Below are 16262 nucleotides of genomic sequence, written 5' to 3'. Positions count from 1 at the left end.
CCCTTGATATAATCAGGGAGACCATCCGGTATCCGTTCTATATCATTATATGTAATAACATTTATTTACTTGGTAAATAAATACTCGGTCCTGTTGATGGACGCACAAAAGGCCCCACGGAAAACCAGAACCTCTACCCGAGCATGCCTTCCGAATGACCTGCCACCGATAGACCAGAGAGTCAGCATGCCGCGACCGTAGCCCATCATCCTTTCCTCTCATGCCCCGGAAGGTAACGCAACACGCATCCACGACACAGGCAGGCCCTGGGCGGGTGGTGCTGGCAGACAGCATATGGTATTTTGGAAAAGGCGCGTAGAAACGCCTTTTCCAAAAGGGCGGCCTCCTTGTCGGGTGGCCTGCCCAATACAACACCCGGACTATGTCCAGCGGTGAACGGGGAAACCTGTCCGCCGTAGCGGAAATAGGCAGGGCGTGCTTTTGCCCTTTTGGAACACGTTTCTACCCGCCCGACGCCAGGGCGGGCAGGAGGCGTGTGCCTGATTGCCCTCCTTCCCGGCTGTCGTCACAGGACAGGCGTGAAAAAAGGACGGACAGATGGCAGTTTCAATAACAAAGCAGGCCCGTGACCGCGCGGTCATGGAAACAGACACCATGACCGTAGCCCTCCTGCGCGAATACGGGCTGCCAGGCGCCAGGGAACGCGCGCGGTATCACGTTGGCCGCTGCGTCGAGGCCAGCCTCGTAGATGACGCCGCCTCCTGGATGCGTGTCACCAACTACCTCGAAAACCTGGCATCCTTAGACCATGCACACGCAGGCCCCCGCACACCTTCCGGGCCAAGCGTGCCATATCATCCACGCTCGGGACTAAACTCCTAACACCGTACATTCAGTGGAAATTCCGCGCCTTCACAATGATATTTTCGAAAGACCTGCCCTGATCGAAGTCTGGAGGTATCTGCGACGACCGGTTCCCCACATCGGCCAGCAGATGGGAAAGATCCACAATCTCACGTGTCACGAGATGCACCACCTCCCCTTCCTTCTGCAGTCGCCCCACAACCCCCAGCATCTGTCCTGACAGGACCATCCGGCGGAAACGTTCAAAAATATCGGGCCAGATAATCACGTTGATCGCCGCCGTTTCGTCCTCCAACGTCATGAACACCACGCCCTCGGCCGAACCGGGCCGCTGGCGGACCAGTACCAGCCCAGCCACCGACAGGCTGCTCCTGGCCCTTGCCTCGAACGCCTGCCGACACGTCACCATTCCACGCTCGATAAGGTCGGCACGCAGGAAGGCCAGGGGATGATCCCGCAGGGTCAGGCCGGTGTGGTTGTAATCGCGCGCGACCTCGGCCCCGTCCCGCATGGGCTGGAGCAGCACATCAGGTTCTTCCGCCTCACGCACGACGGCGGCTGCGGCAAACAGCGGCAGAGGTTCGTCACGTAATGCCTTGATGGCCCACAGCGCCTCGCGCCGGGCCAGGCCCAGCCCCGGCCGGAAAGCGTCCGCCTCGGCCAGATGGGTCAGGGCCACCCCCTTCACCCCTGCCCTACGCCACAAATCGTCGACCGAGACAAAGGATCGGTCGCCCCGAGCCGCTACGATGCGGGCCGCATCTTCATTGGCCAGCCCTTTCACCAGCTTCATGCCCAGGCGGACGGCAAACAGCCCGTCATCCCGCTCCGGGCCTTCGAGCGTGCTGTCCCAGCGCGAAGCGTTGATGCAGATCGGCCGGATCTCGACCCCATGCTCGCGCGCGTCGCGCACAAGCTGTGCGGGCGCATAAAAGCCCATGGGCTGGCTGTTCAGGAGTGCTGCCAGAAACACATCCGGATGGGTGCATTTCATCCAGGATGACGAATAGGCCAGAATGGCGAAGCTGGCGGCATGGCTTTCGGGAAAGCCGTAACTGCCAAACCCCTCAAGCTGCTGGAAGATGCGCTCGGCAAAGGTCTCGGGATAACCGCGCGCCGTCATCCCCTCGATCAGGCGCGTGCGGAAGCGCGAGACGGTGCCGGTATTCTTGAAGGTGGCCATGGCGCGGCGCAACTGGTCGGCCTCGGATGCCGAAAACCCGGCACAGACCATGGCCACCTGCATCACCTGTTCCTGGAATAGCGGAATGCCCAGCGTCTTCCTGAGCACCTTTTCGAGTTCCGGCGTCGGGTAGACTGCCTTTTCCTGCCCGGCCCGCCGGCGCAGATAGGGATGCACCATGTCGCCCTGAATGGGGCCGGGCCGGACGATGGCGACCTCGATCACCAGATCATAGAACACCCGGGGCCTGAGACGTGGCAGCATGGACATCTGCGCGCGGCTCTCGATCTGGAACACCCCGATCGTGTCGGCCTTCCGGATCATGGCGTAAGTCCGGGGATCCTCGGCCGGGATGGTCTGCAGCGTGTAATGCTGCCCCTTGTGTTCGGCCAGAAGGTCCAGCCCCTTCTTCATGCAGGTCAGCATGCCCAGCGCCAGCACATCGACCTTCATGAATTTCAGGACGTCGATATCGTCCTTGTCCCATTCGATGATCTGGCGAGCGTCCATGGCCGCCGGTTCGATCGGTACCAGTTCATCCAGCCGGTCACGGGTCAGGACAAACCCGCCGGGATGCTGCGACAGGTGGCGCGGCACGCCGATCAGGCAGCGGGCCAGATCCAGCGTCAGCCGGATGCGCCGGTCGGACATATCGATCCCCGTCTCATTCAGCGCGTCCTCATCCAGCTTCCGCCCCCAGCCCCAGATCTGGCCGGACAGGGTGCGGATCAAGTCTTCGGGCAGGCCCATGACCTTGCCGACATCGCGTAGCGCGCCCTTGGCGCGATAACGTGTGACTACAGCTGTAAGGGCAGCGTGGTTGCGGCCATAATGACCATAAATCCACTGGATCACCTGCTCCCGGCGCGCGTGTTCGAAATCCACGTCGATATCCGGTGGCTCACGGCGCTCTTCGGAGACGAACCGCTCGAAGAGCAGCGACGTCCGTGCCGGATCGATGGCGGTAATGCCCAGCACGTAGCAGACAGCGGAATTGGCCGCTGATCCCCGCCCCTGGCACAGGATGCCCTGCGATCGGGCATGGCGGACGATGCTGTGGACGGTAAGGAAATACGGGGCATAATCCATGCGCCCGATCAGGGCGAGTTCATGGCTGAGGGTTTTCCTGACCTCGGGCGGAATCCCTTCGGGATAGGCCGTTGCCGCCCCTTCCCAGGTCAGGGCTTCGAGCGCCTGCTGCGGCGTCTGGCCCGGGACGGAGACCTCGTCGGGATACTGGTAGGCCAGGTCATCAAGGCTGAAGCGGCATCGGGCCACGATCTCCATGGGCCGGGCCATCGCTTCGGGATAGCGGCTGAACAGCCGGGCCATTTCCGCGGGCGGCTTGAGGTAGCGGTCCGCATGGCGCTCACGGGCAAAGCCGGCCTCGTCGATGGTGGTGTGGTTGCGGATGCAGGTCACCACATCCTGCAGGATGCGCCGGTCATGGGTGTGGAACAGCACGTCATTGGTCACGACCGCTGGCACCCGCGCCTGATGGGCCAAGTTCGCCAGTTCATACAGCCGCATCTGGTCATTGGGCCGACGCCGCAGGGTCAGCGCCATATAGGCCCGGTCGACAAAGGCGTCCTTCAGCTTGCGAAGCTGCAGGGCGCAGGCATCATCCGCCGTATCCGGGAGCAGGATGACAAGGAGGCCCTCGCCCCATGTGACCAGATCCTCCCAGAGCAGATGGCATTTCCCCTTCCCGGCCCGGGCCTTGCCAAGGGTGAGCAATCGGCACAATCGGCCATAAGCGCCCCGATCCGTCGGGTAGACCAGCACTGGCGCAAAATCGGCGAGGTCGAGACGGCAGCCCACGACCAGGCGGATGCCGGTTTCTTTCGCGGCAACATGGGCCTGCACCATGCCTGCCAGCGAATTGCGGTCGCAGATCCCCAGCGCTTCAATGCCAAGGGCCTTTGCCTGCTCGAACAGTTCAATCGGTGAGGATGCGCCGCGCAGGAACGAGAAATAACTCGTCACCTGCAGTTCGGCGTATGGCATGCTCATTCAAAGAGACCATGCAGGAACCAGCCCTGCGAACCGGTCTCTCCATGTTCGCCATCCCCTGTCCGGTAAACCCAGAATGTTTCCCCGCTGGTGTCTTCCACCCGGAAATAGTCCCGCACGGTGGTCAGTTCGGCATCCCCTTTCCACCATTCGCCAAAGACCCGCTCAGGGCCATCTGCGCATCTGATCCGGCGGCGGATGCCGCGCCAGATGAAGAAGACCGGCGGATGGTCGGGCAGCACCGCCATGGTCTGGATCGGCTCGGGACGGGGCAGCAGGCGCGTGGGGCGTGGCCAGTGATCCGGCCACTCCTTTCCGTCCTCGGCTGCAAGGGCGGGCACGCGGCAGACAGCCCGTTCGGGCACGTCGCTTTCCACTGGGGCAAAGCGATACAGGGCCTGCGTGCCGACGCGGTTGGCCAGGGTATCGATCAGGTCGGAGACGTCGGCCTCTTCTTCTTCGATCAGGGTGGACACACCCTGGCGATGCAGGATCGGCTCGGCCAGCGAAGCCGTCAGCACCATGCGCTCGATCCCGAAGCCCGGATCGATGGTCTCGATCCTGTCACAGAGCAGACGGGTCAGGCGTCTGACGTCCCGCACCGGCATGGCCGTTGCCACGCGCACGGCCTCGGTGTGGCTGTCCACCCGGTGCAGCAGCAGGTCGAGGCGGCGCACGCCCTGTTCGCGTTCCTCCAGCCCGGCGCACAGGGGCGGCACGAGTTTGGTGATGTAGCGGGCTATGGTCTCGGCGGCACTGATCGGTTCGGCAAAGTTCCGGCTGACCTGCACCGGTGCCTGCAGCCGGACCGGGACAATGGCTTCCGCCTGCCGCCCGAAAGCCTGGTCCAGCCTGCGGGCGACATCCGGGCCGAAGCGCAGGGCCAGCGGTGCGCGCGGCATACCGGCCAGCGGGCCGATGCGTGACACACCCAGCCCATGGAGGCCATCAATGATATCCGCTGGCAGGCGCAGGGCCTCGATGGGCAGGTCGGCAATCGCTGCCGCCGTCTCACCGGGCGGCACGAGGGTGATGCGTCCCCGGCCATAGCGGGCCAGCGCATGGGCCGCACCCCATGTATCGGCAATCGCGGCCCGGGCCGTAATCCCGGACTCCTTCAGGCGTGTGACCATGTTCTCCAGCATGACGGCCTCGCCCCCATGCAGGTGATCGGCACCGGTCGTATCCAGCACGATGCCGTCCGGCGGATCAGGAGCCACGATGGGGGCGATGCGGTGCTGGAACCACAGCGACAGCCGCTCCAGTCCTGCCCGGTCACCGTCCGGGTCGGCGTCCATGATGAGCAGATCGGGATGGAGCGCCTGCGCTTTCGCGACAGGCGTGCCCGGACGCAGGCCCAACCTACGGGCAGCGAGATCGACCGACAGCACGACCCGTCGCCGCCCTTCCCGTCCGACGAGTGCCAGTGGGCGGTCAGGCGCGGGCGCGTCGGTGCCCAGCCGCTTCCTGAGCCGGTCTGTCGGCCAGAGCGGCAGGTAGAGCGAGACGACACGGTGCCAGTCTCCCTTTGGCATCACAGGCCTCCACTTCGAAATCGGCGCATTCGCCCGCGCGGGCACGGATGAGTTCCAGCAGCCAGCGGGACCGGCCGACGCCGGGCACTGGCAGCGGCATGGATGGGAGGACCGAGACGCGCCACCGCGTAACCGAAGCCGTGGGCTGGCCAAAATCGGCCGCATCCGTCTGTCGCCGCCAGCGCCGTATGGCGATGCCCAGAGCACCGGATGTCTCGGCCGCCAGCTGCAGGCGGCGTGACGCTGTCATGGACAGGCGGGCCACCTCGGCCACGACCGCGCCCAGTCCCTGATGGCGCAGTGCTTCCTCGAAACAGGCCAGGACATCGACGTCAGAACTGGCCGCGACGTAAATGGTCCGTCGCGCCGACAGCCCGACCTGCTGCAGGGCCGGGGCATACAGGTCCTGGCGGGTGGCGATCCACAGCACCTTTCCCCGTGTCCGGGCAGCGATCCCGGCGGAAAACAGCCCGGATGCTGCTGCATTCAGGGCGTCATGGCCACCGCCTGCCACCTCATGCAGCGCGCCCAGCGCCAGTCCGCCATCCGGCAGGCGACCGTCAATCTCGGGCATGCCGAAGGGCAGCACGCCCCGCCTGCGCCGGCCCTGGCCTTCGAGGAGGCTGACCTGTGCTCTCAGCGCCTCCAGCGCGGGACGGGGTTCAGGTGCGGGCATGAGATCGGACAGTCCATTCGGGTGTTTCTGGCACGGAATCAGTGATTGTGTTCGTTATTTGTTCTGGTGCGGTGACGAATGTCAACCCATCCTGGAAAAACGGCTGTGATCCGGACGCGGGTACAGGCCTGCCAGCCGATCCAGGCTTGATGAAAACTGTCTGCATTGCAGGGGTTTATCAGGAACAGTCCAGCCGTCCCCGTCCTGCAGGGTGGATACCGTCCGGCAGGACACCCATATCCGGACTCGCGAAAGGAAGGCGTGATGTGCAACCTCTATGCGATGACCAGCAGCCAGCAGGCGATCCGGGAGGCAGCCAGGGTCATGACCGACCGCACAGGCAATCTCCGGCCCCTGCCCGAGATCTGGCCCAACACCATGGCGCCCATCGTGCGGAACGTGCCGGATGGTCGCGAACTGGTCATGGCGCGCTGGGGCATGCCGACCCCACCGGGATACCTGAAAGGCCACAGGGTCGATCGGGGTGTGACCAATATCCGCAATCCCACCTCGACCTGGTGGAAGCGATGGGAAGGTGTGGCGCATCGCTGCCTGGTACCGCTCACGGCCTTTTCCGAACCGGAGCGTCTGCCGGATGGGACCAGCAGGCCCGTCTGGTTTGCCCGGAGTGATGGGGAACCGCTGGCTTTCTTTGCAGGGATCTGGTGCCAGTGGACGTCGGTGCGGAAACTGGCCGATGGCGAAACGACGGATGACCTGTTCGGCTTCCTGACCACCACCGCCAATCGGGAAGTCGGTGCCATTCACCCGAAAGCCATGCCGGTCATCCTGACCCGGTCGGAAGAACTGGATCTGTGGATGAAGGCGCCCCTGGACGATACGCTGCAACTACAGCACCCCCTGCCCGACAATACCCTAAAGATGGCACATGCTCCCCGGTAGGAGGCGATTATGTGGGGGAAAGAGGTATGTCGACTTAATTGTGGGAGGTAGTTCTTCTTCGGAATTTATAATCTCCATAATGGCTACTTCCTTCAGCGGCACAGCCTTCCAGCAACGCTGTCGAATTGCCGGTCATAGCCATTGAGTTGAAGTTCTCTCAGGACATAGTCGATGAGCGAAGAGGCGTAGTGCGGTTCATGGTCGTCGTGCTCGCTAATCGGGATACTCCGTCAGTTCGACCGCGACCCTCTCGGTTCTATTTTCCTTCGGCGCCAATTCGGTCCCGTTGACACCGGTTTTAGTATCGCTATATTCAGAACTAACAAGACCGGTTCTGGAGCCACTATGTCCAATCGTACCGTAACAACAGCGCGGGCGGCCGAGATTGTCGGTGTTGGATACGAAGGATTGCGCTCTTATCTGAAGCGGGGACTGGGCGGCCGTGCAGGAATGTTACCCGGGTTTCACAAGCCGGACACCGACACTCACGACGATCCCAACCCGCGTGCGAAGTGGAAGCGTTTCAGTATTCCCGACCTTTGCCTGTTTCGGATGGCGAAGCTCCTGATCGACGCGGGCTTCACCTTTGAGGCCGCGAATTCCGTCGTATCCCGACAGGACCGGTGGTCCGCCTTCGCCCACGATCGGAAACCTGTTCCTCGGTTAATAGCGATCTGGCCGCCGTACGGCGACCACATCATCTACGAACCCGACCAGATGAAACTCCTGAAGAAGACGCTTGAGGAAGCACCCGAAATCGTGACACTGATCAATCTCGGCGAAGTGCATGCCCATGTCCTGGCTGCACTTGGGAGCGAAGGCAGCCCGCAGCCCGACGCCGAGCAATCGGCGGCATGAGCGGCGTGACACACATCCAGATTACTGTTCGTCGCCACCTGACTGACGTGCTGGCGTCGCCAATGTGGAACCCGACGATGGGAACGTTCGCATCGCTCGGCTGCATGACATGCGGCTACCTAATCCGTAAGCGCATGCCGCAAGGGAAATCTGAGGTGGTCCCGTCCGTTCGGACAGTTTTGCGGGCTTGATAAGCTATACCCGGTTGTTGTTATGCCGCCCTTCTGACGGCGTTGCTGTTGGCCATCTGGTCCGGGGTTAACCCCGGACCAGATGGCGTCGGCACGTCATGATACGCCTCATCGGGCGTTCGTCCAGCCAGCGCCGTATGCGGACGCCTTTCGTTATAATGGGCGATCCATCTGCCAAGCCCGGCCCTCAGCTCTGATCCGGTCTCGAACGCGTACAGGTAGACGCATTCGTATTTCAGCGACCGCCACAGACGCTCGATGAACACGTTGTCCAGCCAGCGACCGCGCCCATCCATGCTGATGCGGATCTGACGCTCTTCCAGTATCCCGCTGAAACGGGGTGTCGTAAATTGCGACCCCTGGTCAGTATTGAAAATGTCCGGGGCGCCATAGCGCATGAGGGCATCCTGTAGCGCCTCGATACAGAACTCCACGTCCATCGTGTTCGACAGACGCCAGGACAGGACCTTGCGCGTGAACCAGTCCATGATCGCCACGAGATAGAGAAATCCCCGTTTCATGGGAATATATGTGATATCGGAACACCAGACCTGGTCAGGCCGATTGATGACCAGATCCCGTAGCAGATATGGATATTTCCGATGCTCCGGATGGGGCACGGTCGTGCGCGGCTTCTGGTAGATCGCCCGCAGGCCCATGATCGCCATGAGCCGCCGGACCCGCTTGCGGCCCACTTCATGTCCCTGGCGGCGCAGATGCCATGTCATCTGCCGTGAGCCATAATACGGCGTTTCCAGGAACTGGGCGTCGATCAGCCGCATCAGCTCCAGATTGGCTTCGCTCTGTGGCACAGGCCGATAGTAGACGCCCGACCGGTTGAGTTGCAGCAGCGTGCATTGCCGGATTATCGGCAGGCATGCTCTCTTCGGGTCAATCATCTGCCGCCTCTGATCACGCCCAACCGAGCAGAGGCATCGCGTAAAAAATCCCGTTCCACGAGAAGTTCGCCTATCTTCGCGTGCAGTTTCTCCACGTCAGCTGGGCTGACCGGGGGCTCAGCCACCGTCTTCCCGGAAAAGGTCGCCGCCATCCCCTCGATCGCCTGCCGTTTCCACTGGGCGATCATCGTCTGATGTACCCCATGTTTCGAAGCCAGTTCCGCCAGCGTCAGTTCCCCACGGATCGCCTCCAGCGCAACCCGTGACTTGAACTCTGCCGCATACCTCTTCCGCGTAACCTTGCCCATAAAACCCGTCCTCGTTCAGGCCAGATGATAGCTTATCGCCCTGTCCGAAAAATGGGGACCACCTCTATCTGTGGTCGATGCGAAGTGCTTCGAATGTGGCGCGACCTACAAGTTGAGCGATGCCGGAAAGGGCAAGGCGCGTTTCGAGCCGCACCAAGTTGAGGTCAAGTGCGCCAACCCGGAATGCAAGACGTCGATCTTCGCGTGGGGAAGCGAGATCGAGAACGGCAGGGGCTGGAAGTGCAAGGTCTGCGGCGGCAAGAACGACATCAAACTCATGATCCAGCACCATCCGGCGACCGCCTTTGAAGCCACCAACCCCGCAGGAGGCGCGCATGATCCGGATTGATGTTCACCACCTTCTGGCCTCGCTCACCTATCTGGCCGGATCGCACAAGCATTTGGTCATGATGCGGCGGCAACTCATCGAGAATGGAGGCATGGGCCAAATGGAGTTCCAGCGCTTCGTGGAGATGGGCGAGTGCGGCCGTCGGCTCGCTGCCATTGCGGACGGCTTGGACATGCCCGCCAGCCGGGCGAGCGCCGGTCGACTGTTGCAGAACCTTGACAAGGTCGCACCGTTTTTCATCGCCCTGACACCCGATCGATTGAGTCTCGTCGCTGATGCGATAGCGATCCTGACTTCGGCCTTTCAGGATGAGATGGAGGCCCGATTGCTGTTTGCCTTTCCGGCCTCCAGCGCGCGATATTTCTCCACGGACCCTCTTTTCGGTGAACTGGTTGAGGATACTTTCTCGGATGTCGCCTATGATATCGCCGAGGCTGGCAAGTGCCGGGCGTTGGGGCGCTGGACGGCCACGGTCATGCACCTGATGCGCGTGCTCGAGTCGGGGCTGGCCGCGTTGGCCAAGCATCTGGATGTGCCGTCGGGTGAGAACTGGAACAGCGTCCTCGGCGCGATCGAGGACAAGCTTCGCGAAGTCCGACGAAAGGTCGACGGTCGGGATGAGGAGCAATGGGCGTCCGAAGCGGGCGTCCATCTACGTTTCATCAAGAACGCCTGGCGCAATCACGCAATGCACCCGCTTGAGCGGTACAATGAAGAGCGTGCGGTCCAGATCTTCGAGAATACACGTTCGTTCATGCAGCACCTTGCCGGCAAGCTGGCAATGAGCTCGGTCGAGCCGTTTCCCGACGCGGGGCTGGCGAAATGAGACCATCGGAGGCGACGATCAAAAGGCTCTTCGCGATGTCGGGGAACCTCTGCGCCTTTCCAAGGTGCACCTTGCCCATTGTAGAAGCCGTGGGAACGATCACCGGCGAAATATGCCATATCCGCGCGAGAAATGAGGGCGGCCCCCGCTTCGACGTCACGCAGAGCGAGGACGAACGGCAGAGCTTCGCCAATCTAGTTCTGCTGTGCCGCCGGCACCATAAAATGGTGGACGCTGAACCCGACGTGTATTCGGCAGAGGCGCTTAAGGAGATCAAGCGGCTTCGAGAGGAGGAAATGGGGCGGCCCGAAGAGGCTACCGATGCCTTCTACGCAAAGATACTCCTCAGCGACCTTCGGCGTATCGAGGTGACCAACAATAGCGGCAATGTTGTCATTGACAGTCCCGGCACCATCATAGCTGCAACCCTCCACGTGAAGAGTGCCTGTAAAACGGTAAAAATACAGCCGGCAGTTGGCACCATAGGGGCCGATTTGAAAGCAAGTCGGTATATTCAGTACCTGATCAATCGCTATAATAAATTCGCAAGCGCCGATAAATCGCGCGACACAAAATTCAGCTATGGCGCTATTACGAAGAATATTGAAGCAAACTTCAGGGGATCCTGGAGAATGCTGGCGATTGAGGATTTCGACGCCCTCTGCGCCTATCTTCAACGGAGGATCAGCCGAACACGCATAGCAAAGGCAAACGCGGCTAAAGGGCTAAGGGCTTTTTCCAGCTTCGAGGACTACACCCAAACAGTCGGTTGAGCGATGGTTCGGCATGACTACGGCGTGTCGTCAGTTAAGCCCCGAGTGCGATACATGAGGGTTGTACTTTCTGGCGCTTTATGATGTCTGTTTTCCCGGTTTTGAGGGAGACAGACGAATGCGACGTTATGGTTTGCGCGACGACCAATGGAAGAGAATAAAGGACCTTCTCCCGGGTCGTGAAGGTCATATCGGCGGCACGGCTGCGGACACCCGTCTATTCATAGAGGCGGAACTGTATCGCTATCACGCAGGCATTCCATGGCATGATCTTCCAGGTAAGCATCCGGTAGAAGCCGCCTTGTAGACAGACAGGACCGGATATTTTCTTCTATGCATGGACGATTTTATCGAGAATGAACACAAGACGGTCGCAGCGAATGTCCGGAGAAACCATGCAGCAATCGAGATTGTGGGAGAACGCCGACGGGCCTACACGCCGGCCTTTCGCTCCCGGGTTGTAAAAGCCTCTTTCGAAAGCGGACTCTCCATTCGTGAAGTGGCCCGCCAGCATGGGATCCATGTCAGTCTTCTCTATCGCTGCCGGCAGGAATGCCGTCGGCGCAGTAGACGGCCTGAAGAAGGACCCCTTGTGCCTGTCAGACTGGCAGAACCGGTTGCGCAGGAAGGTCAGGCGCCAGGCCAGACGGAAATTACATTCCGCGATGGCAGCATCCTGCGTTTTGGTCACGATATTCCACCCGAGAGGGTTGAACGCCTGATCATGCTGCTGCGGCCATGATCCCGGTTCCTTCCGGTGTCCAGGTCTGGCTGGCAACAGGTGCGACTGAACTGACCCGGGTTTTTTCATCAGGAATTGACCCAGCCAGCTGCTATTTCAGGCATAGTCGGGCGGGCGGTCAAGAAGAGGATCTGTCCTTTCTGTTTTTTGACGCGGCGGTGCTGGCGCGGAACCTGTAGCTGTCATTTCCTGTCTCGAGGATATGACAGTGATGGGTCAGCCGATCGAGGAGCGCCGTTGTCATCTTCGGGTCACCAAAGACGTCTCCCCATTCACTGAAGCTCAGATTGGTCGTGATGATGACACTGGTGCGCTCGTAGAGACGGCTGAGCAGATGGAACAGCAGGACGCCGCCAGACGCGCTGAAGGGGAGATAACCGAGTTCATCAAGAATCACGAGATCCAGGCGGAGCAGCCTGTCGGCAATCTGCCCGGCCCGGTTGGCGGTCTTTTCCTGTTCGAGCGCATTGACCAGGTCGACCGTTGACCAGAAGCGCGTCTGGACTTGTAACGGTTTTGCGCCGGTCAGGCAGTGATTATGCCACTCTTGCTTCAAAAGCGAGAGGGCTGACCGCCAGATAATGCCGCCAGTCATACACCGTGCGGCCTGGCACACCATGCGAACGTATGATGATCCGGTCATGCACGCACAGAACCTGCCCTTCGGCGATAATGCGCAGCCTGTCGGGATAAACCCGCAGGCTGACCGGACGATTGGCAAAGGAGGCCAGAACGCTGTAGCGGTTGCCTTCGAACTGGATCAGGCAGGTTGGTGAGACGCACTTGGTCTGTTCGACAAACCCGTCAAAGGGACGCCCCGGCAGCATGAGGTCCCCGGGCTGGAAGCACAGGGGCACGAAAACACCCGGACCCGTTGTCTGTCGTGCCTGGTGCTGTTCGTGTTTCCACTGCCGGATGAAAGCGGCCACCCGTCCGTAGGATCCATCATAACCAAGTGCCACAAGGTCTTCATGCAGTCGTCGCGCTGTGTGCCGGTTCTTGCGGGATCGGGCGGCTTCCAGGACCAGCCATCCCCTCAGCCTGTCAGCAAACGGGTCCAGTCGGCCGGGACGTTCGGGAACTTGGAACCGCAGTTCAATACTCTCCGCCCGGAGATATTTCCGGATCGTATTGCGTGACAGTCCCGTCCGGCGTTCGATCTCGCGGATCGGAAGATGATCCCGGCAGTGCCACCGACGGATCACATTCAGAAGCTCCATGTCAATCACTCCTCAAACCCCAGCAGATGCTGCCGGGCAGTGCGAAGGCATAGGTCAATTCTCGATGAAAATTTCCGCCCTACCCGAGTCAGTTCTGAGTGAAAATCAACAACACACTCCCTCCCCGGATCCTGGGCGCTGGCGAACCAATACAAGTCCAGCGACTTCCGCACGCTTCCCGTCACGCGATGCCATGGCAACCCCACAAGGCACGACCTTCCGCGACGGCGCTCCCGTTCTGCGCTCGCTCCAGACATGAGGCATCGATGGACTTGAAATAAAATACTCAGAAGCGTAGAAATAGTTAGCGGGCTATATCAGGATAATTAAAAAATACGAGGAATTTATGTCAAATTTTTATAAAGACATAACGAAAATGTCTGAATTATCTCTTAAATCTCAGCATAAAGCAATTTTTGATTGTTTGAATATTGATGATTCATTGGCTGCCAGTGGAAAAGATACGAAATATGGGGTTCGAATTCATCAAGACTGGAAAGAACAGAAAGATGAAATCGAATCTGAGTTAACTCGGCGAGGAATTTCATATACGCCGATCACCATCTAGGGCCTGTTAGGCCTTGAATAACAGAACGGACTGCATAGCCGTTTATGATGAGCATGATGCAGTCTGTCTTTTCTGATCAGGCCTGATCTGTATGGGAGCCGCTGATCGAGGAAGTCCGGCCCAAGGGCAAGACCCCACGGAGGAATCGTCGGCGGACGATTTCCGCAATTTTCCGGCGTCACCAGAACGGCACGAGATGGCGCGCTCTGCCATCTGCGTTTGCTCCCTGATGGATTGCCGCACAGTTGTTCATTCGATGGTCGAAGCTCGGTATATGGCAGCGCCTCTTTGAAAAGGTCAAAGACAAGGATCAGGCTCGCGGCATGGTCTTTCTCGATGGCACGACGATCCGTGCCCATCACAAGGCAGTCGGGACAGCTAAAAAAGGGGGCACGGAGAACGCCGAAAGGATCGTGAAGCTCTTGGCCACTCACGTGGAGGACTTGGCACCAAGGTCTGCGTAGCTGCGGACGGTCAACCCAACGATCTATGTCGTCTGCGATCGTGGTTACGCCTCACACAAATTCCGTGAGTATCTTTGGAGCCGGAGATCTTACCCTGTCATCCCGCCAAGAAGGATGATCCAGAAGTCACCTGTCCAAAATGGGCATACAGGCACCGGCATCTGGTCGAAAACCTGTGGGCAAGGCTCAAGGAATGGCGGGCCGAGGCAGATCAGCCTGACTGATCCCGATAGCCGCCTCATGCTGCGCTCGGACGCCCATGGATTCCGGCAGGCTTACAACACCCCGGCCGTGGCCTGCGCCGAAGGCAGCCAACTAATCGTGACAATGGGCGCTGTTGCCACGTCAGCGGACGCGCCATCCTTTGCCGATATGGTAATGTCGATGGAAGACACAATCGGTCTCCTATTAGAACTGGATACGTGTTCGCGTTGATGACTTTTTGTATATATGCAAGCCACTAGTTTAACTGCTCCGTGAGTTGTTACTTATTTTCAGGATAATTTCAGGGTATAAATTCTCAATGAAGACATGCATCTATTGTGGTCTCGACAAACAAGATAACGATTTTTCCGACGAGCATATCTGGCCTGATGCATTGGGCGGCGATTTCCTGCCGACGTTTTGGCGGACAGATCATGTTTGTGGCGCCTGCAACAACATGTCCGGTGTGTTTGTAGACGGTGCCTTCATCAAGAGTTTTTTCGTCACTAGCGCGCGCTCTCACGATGCGCTTGACTATCTCAATCCCGAGAAGCCAACGGGTATATTGCCGTTGAGTTATCTCGGTGTAATCCAAAATATCCCTGTGCAGGACGGCGAGGTCGCAGATTTCTGGGTCTGCGCGCCGGGCGCAAACATTATTCACTTCCGAAAGGCGAGCGAGGAAGTCACGTGGAACGCCTACGCCGGAGGCGACCCACGTCGCCAGTCGAAGCGGTCGAAGGCTGGGCGGGTTATTGTCGCCTTAACTTCGGCGGAGCCCTACTGGATCGACACGGCCCTGTCGTCTGTGAAGCATCATTTCTCAAAGGCCGACAAGTTTGTGACGAACCTTGAACTGCCAAGGAAGGCAAAGCATTTCAGGAATCTGGACGCAACTGACTTGCAGCAAGCTGCCGATCTCCAGTTCATCAAAGCATTTGAGGCTAACACAGTTCGCGGGAAAGGGCTCCACAATCATATTGCCATCGCATTGGGAGCCGACAGCCGGTTCATGGCCAAACTTGCTTTGGCCATCGGGTACAAACTGTTTGGCGTGCGGTTCCTAAAGTCGCCTTCTGGCCTCAACCTTCGAAAGGCGTTTCGAGAAGCAAACCCAGAAAAACGTAAGCAAATTCCCATCCGGGGCTCTGGATTTCTTACTAGCGGGGACCATAATGATATTGGGCACATGTTGCGTTGGCCGGGCGGGTGGTGCCTACTCTTGCTGCGGCTTTCAGATAGGCTTTCACTTGTTGTGCAGCCACCCTCCGGTCGCAGCCTGATAATTCAGATTACGGATGATCCAGAATTCTTCGATAAGCTAGGGGCGGAATACCGCGATGGGGTAGCATGGTTGACGGTGCCTCCAGTCGCTAAGGCCGTAGGGCCTATCTCGCTCCCAGAGTATTTAGCACATCAGCACGGGCCGCATGCGCATCCTGAGCTTCGCAATCTCGAAGCGCTCCGGAATCAGCGCGACCGGCTTCCCCCGACTGGCATCCCGAAGAAACCGAAGACTTAAATAAAGCTCTGCTTAGGCTCGGGACTCATTGATTTAATTGCGGAAATCTGTTTTAGGCATCTGTGATGAGACTGGAGATAAGCGATCTGAATGGCCCCTAGTTTTCTACACGCCTTGAGCATTCAAAATCTGCTGTTGTTCGAACTGCACGGGTGAACTCATCACTGAAATTGGAGTTCCCCATCAACGCCTCCTGTCCTCAT

General features: G+C 59.4%; 13 protein-coding genes and 4 pseudogenes. 11 read left to right on the top strand and 6 right to left on the bottom strand.

Annotated features, from left to right (window positions below):
* Positions 1 to 853: 853 nt before the first annotated feature.
* Genes S101446_RS16215 through S101446_RS16205 form a run of 3 tightly spaced genes read right to left on the bottom strand, consistent with a single transcriptional unit; the run spans position 854 to position 6232 of the window.
* Entirely contained in the window at positions 854 to 4021 is a 3168-nt protein-coding gene (locus tag S101446_RS16215; RefSeq protein ID WP_087608942.1) for an error-prone DNA polymerase, read from the bottom strand.
* Entirely contained in the window at positions 4018 to 5556 is a 1539-nt protein-coding gene (locus S101446_RS16210) for a Y-family DNA polymerase (RefSeq protein ID WP_279629061.1), read from the bottom strand. The genes S101446_RS16215 and S101446_RS16210 overlap by 4 nt, the downstream gene beginning before the upstream one ends.
* Complete coding sequence (locus tag S101446_RS16205; RefSeq protein WP_087608941.1) at positions 5456 to 6232, bottom strand: ImuA family protein; 777 nt, start codon at positions 6230 to 6232, stop codon at positions 5456 to 5458. Before S101446_RS16205 ends, S101446_RS16210 begins: the two co-directional genes overlap by 101 nt.
* A 264-nt stretch (positions 6233 to 6496) precedes the next feature.
* On the opposite strand from S101446_RS16205, the gene S101446_RS16200 reads away from it, so the two are divergent.
* Positions 6497 to 7135: an SOS response-associated peptidase gene (locus tag S101446_RS16200; protein WP_087608940.1), complete on the top strand. Its 639-nt coding sequence runs from the start codon at positions 6497 to 6499 to the stop codon at positions 7133 to 7135.
* Between the two features lie 345 nt (positions 7136 to 7480).
* Positions 7481 to 7993, top strand: a complete 513-nt coding sequence (locus S101446_RS16195; RefSeq protein WP_146008533.1) for a hypothetical protein — start codon at positions 7481 to 7483, stop codon at positions 7991 to 7993.
* Positions 7994 to 8204: 211 nt separating this feature from the next.
* Here the strand turns inward: S101446_RS16195 and S101446_RS16190 are convergent.
* Positions 8205 to 9391 (bottom strand): IS3 family transposase gene (locus tag S101446_RS16190; protein WP_118963845.1). Its coding sequence is split into 2 segments (ribosomal slippage): positions 8205 to 9133 and positions 9133 to 9391, totalling 1188 coding nucleotides; the frame shifts between segments, so codons are not numbered across the junction.
* Positions 9392 to 9461: 70 nt separating this feature from the next.
* Here S101446_RS16190 and S101446_RS16180 point away from each other — a divergent pair.
* The 5 genes and pseudogenes from S101446_RS16180 (at position 9462) to S101446_RS16160 (ending at position 12081) form a co-directional block, all read left to right on the top strand.
* Positions 9462 to 9740 carry a hypothetical protein gene (locus tag S101446_RS16180; protein WP_087608938.1) on the top strand — a complete coding sequence of 93 codons (279 nt, stop codon included), beginning with the start codon at positions 9462 to 9464 and terminating at the stop codon, positions 9738 to 9740.
* Positions 9727 to 10566 carry a hypothetical protein gene (locus S101446_RS16175; RefSeq protein ID WP_087608937.1) on the top strand — a complete coding sequence of 280 codons (840 nt, stop codon included), beginning with the start codon at positions 9727 to 9729 and terminating at the stop codon, positions 10564 to 10566. Before S101446_RS16180 ends, S101446_RS16175 begins: the two co-directional genes overlap by 14 nt.
* A gap of 35 nt (positions 10567 to 10601) precedes the next feature.
* A complete protein-coding gene (locus S101446_RS16170; protein ID WP_244184670.1) occupies positions 10602 to 11339 on the top strand; it encodes an HNH endonuclease signature motif containing protein in 738 nt (245 codons plus the stop codon).
* Positions 11340 to 11457: 118 nt separating this feature from the next.
* Positions 11458 to 11616, top strand: a pseudogene (locus S101446_RS16165) (transposase); the annotation flags it as partial.
* 60 nt (positions 11617 to 11676) lie between these two features.
* Entirely contained in the window at positions 11677 to 12081 is a 405-nt protein-coding gene (locus tag S101446_RS16160; protein WP_087608935.1) for a transposase, read from the top strand.
* A 118-nt stretch (positions 12082 to 12199) separates the two neighbouring features.
* Here S101446_RS16160 and S101446_RS16155 read toward each other — a convergent pair.
* A pseudogene (locus S101446_RS16155) lies at positions 12200 to 12577 on the bottom strand (ATP-binding protein); the annotation flags it as partial.
* Positions 12578 to 12665: 88 nt separating this feature from the next.
* Positions 12666 to 13301: pseudogene (locus S101446_RS16150) on the bottom strand (Mu transposase domain-containing protein); the annotation flags it as partial.
* A gap of 376 nt (positions 13302 to 13677) precedes the next feature.
* Here S101446_RS16150 and S101446_RS17830 point away from each other — a divergent pair.
* The 4 genes and pseudogenes from S101446_RS17830 (at position 13678) to S101446_RS16135 (ending at position 16059) form a co-directional block, all read left to right on the top strand.
* Positions 13678 to 13869: a hypothetical protein gene (locus tag S101446_RS17830; RefSeq protein ID WP_146008534.1), complete on the top strand. Its 192-nt coding sequence runs from the start codon at positions 13678 to 13680 to the stop codon at positions 13867 to 13869.
* Positions 13870 to 13970: 101 nt separating this feature from the next.
* On the top strand, positions 13971 to 14099 hold the full coding sequence (locus tag S101446_RS18800; RefSeq protein WP_219722976.1) for a hypothetical protein: 129 nt from the start codon (positions 13971 to 13973) through the stop codon (positions 14097 to 14099).
* Positions 14100 to 14537: 438 nt separating this feature from the next.
* A pseudogene (locus S101446_RS16140) lies at positions 14538 to 14738 on the top strand (IS5/IS1182 family transposase); the annotation flags it as partial.
* A 118-nt stretch (positions 14739 to 14856) separates the two neighbouring features.
* Positions 14857 to 16059: an HNH endonuclease gene (locus S101446_RS16135; protein WP_087608934.1), complete on the top strand. Its 1203-nt coding sequence runs from the start codon at positions 14857 to 14859 to the stop codon at positions 16057 to 16059.
* The last annotated feature ends 203 nt before the right edge of the window (positions 16060 to 16262 follow it).

Source organism: Komagataeibacter europaeus, assembly GCF_002173515.1.
In the GTDB taxonomy this organism is placed as follows: domain Bacteria; phylum Pseudomonadota; class Alphaproteobacteria; order Acetobacterales; family Acetobacteraceae; genus Komagataeibacter; species Komagataeibacter europaeus.
Note: the sequence above shows the minus strand (reverse complement) of the source record. Positions and strands in the feature narration are given on the sequence as shown.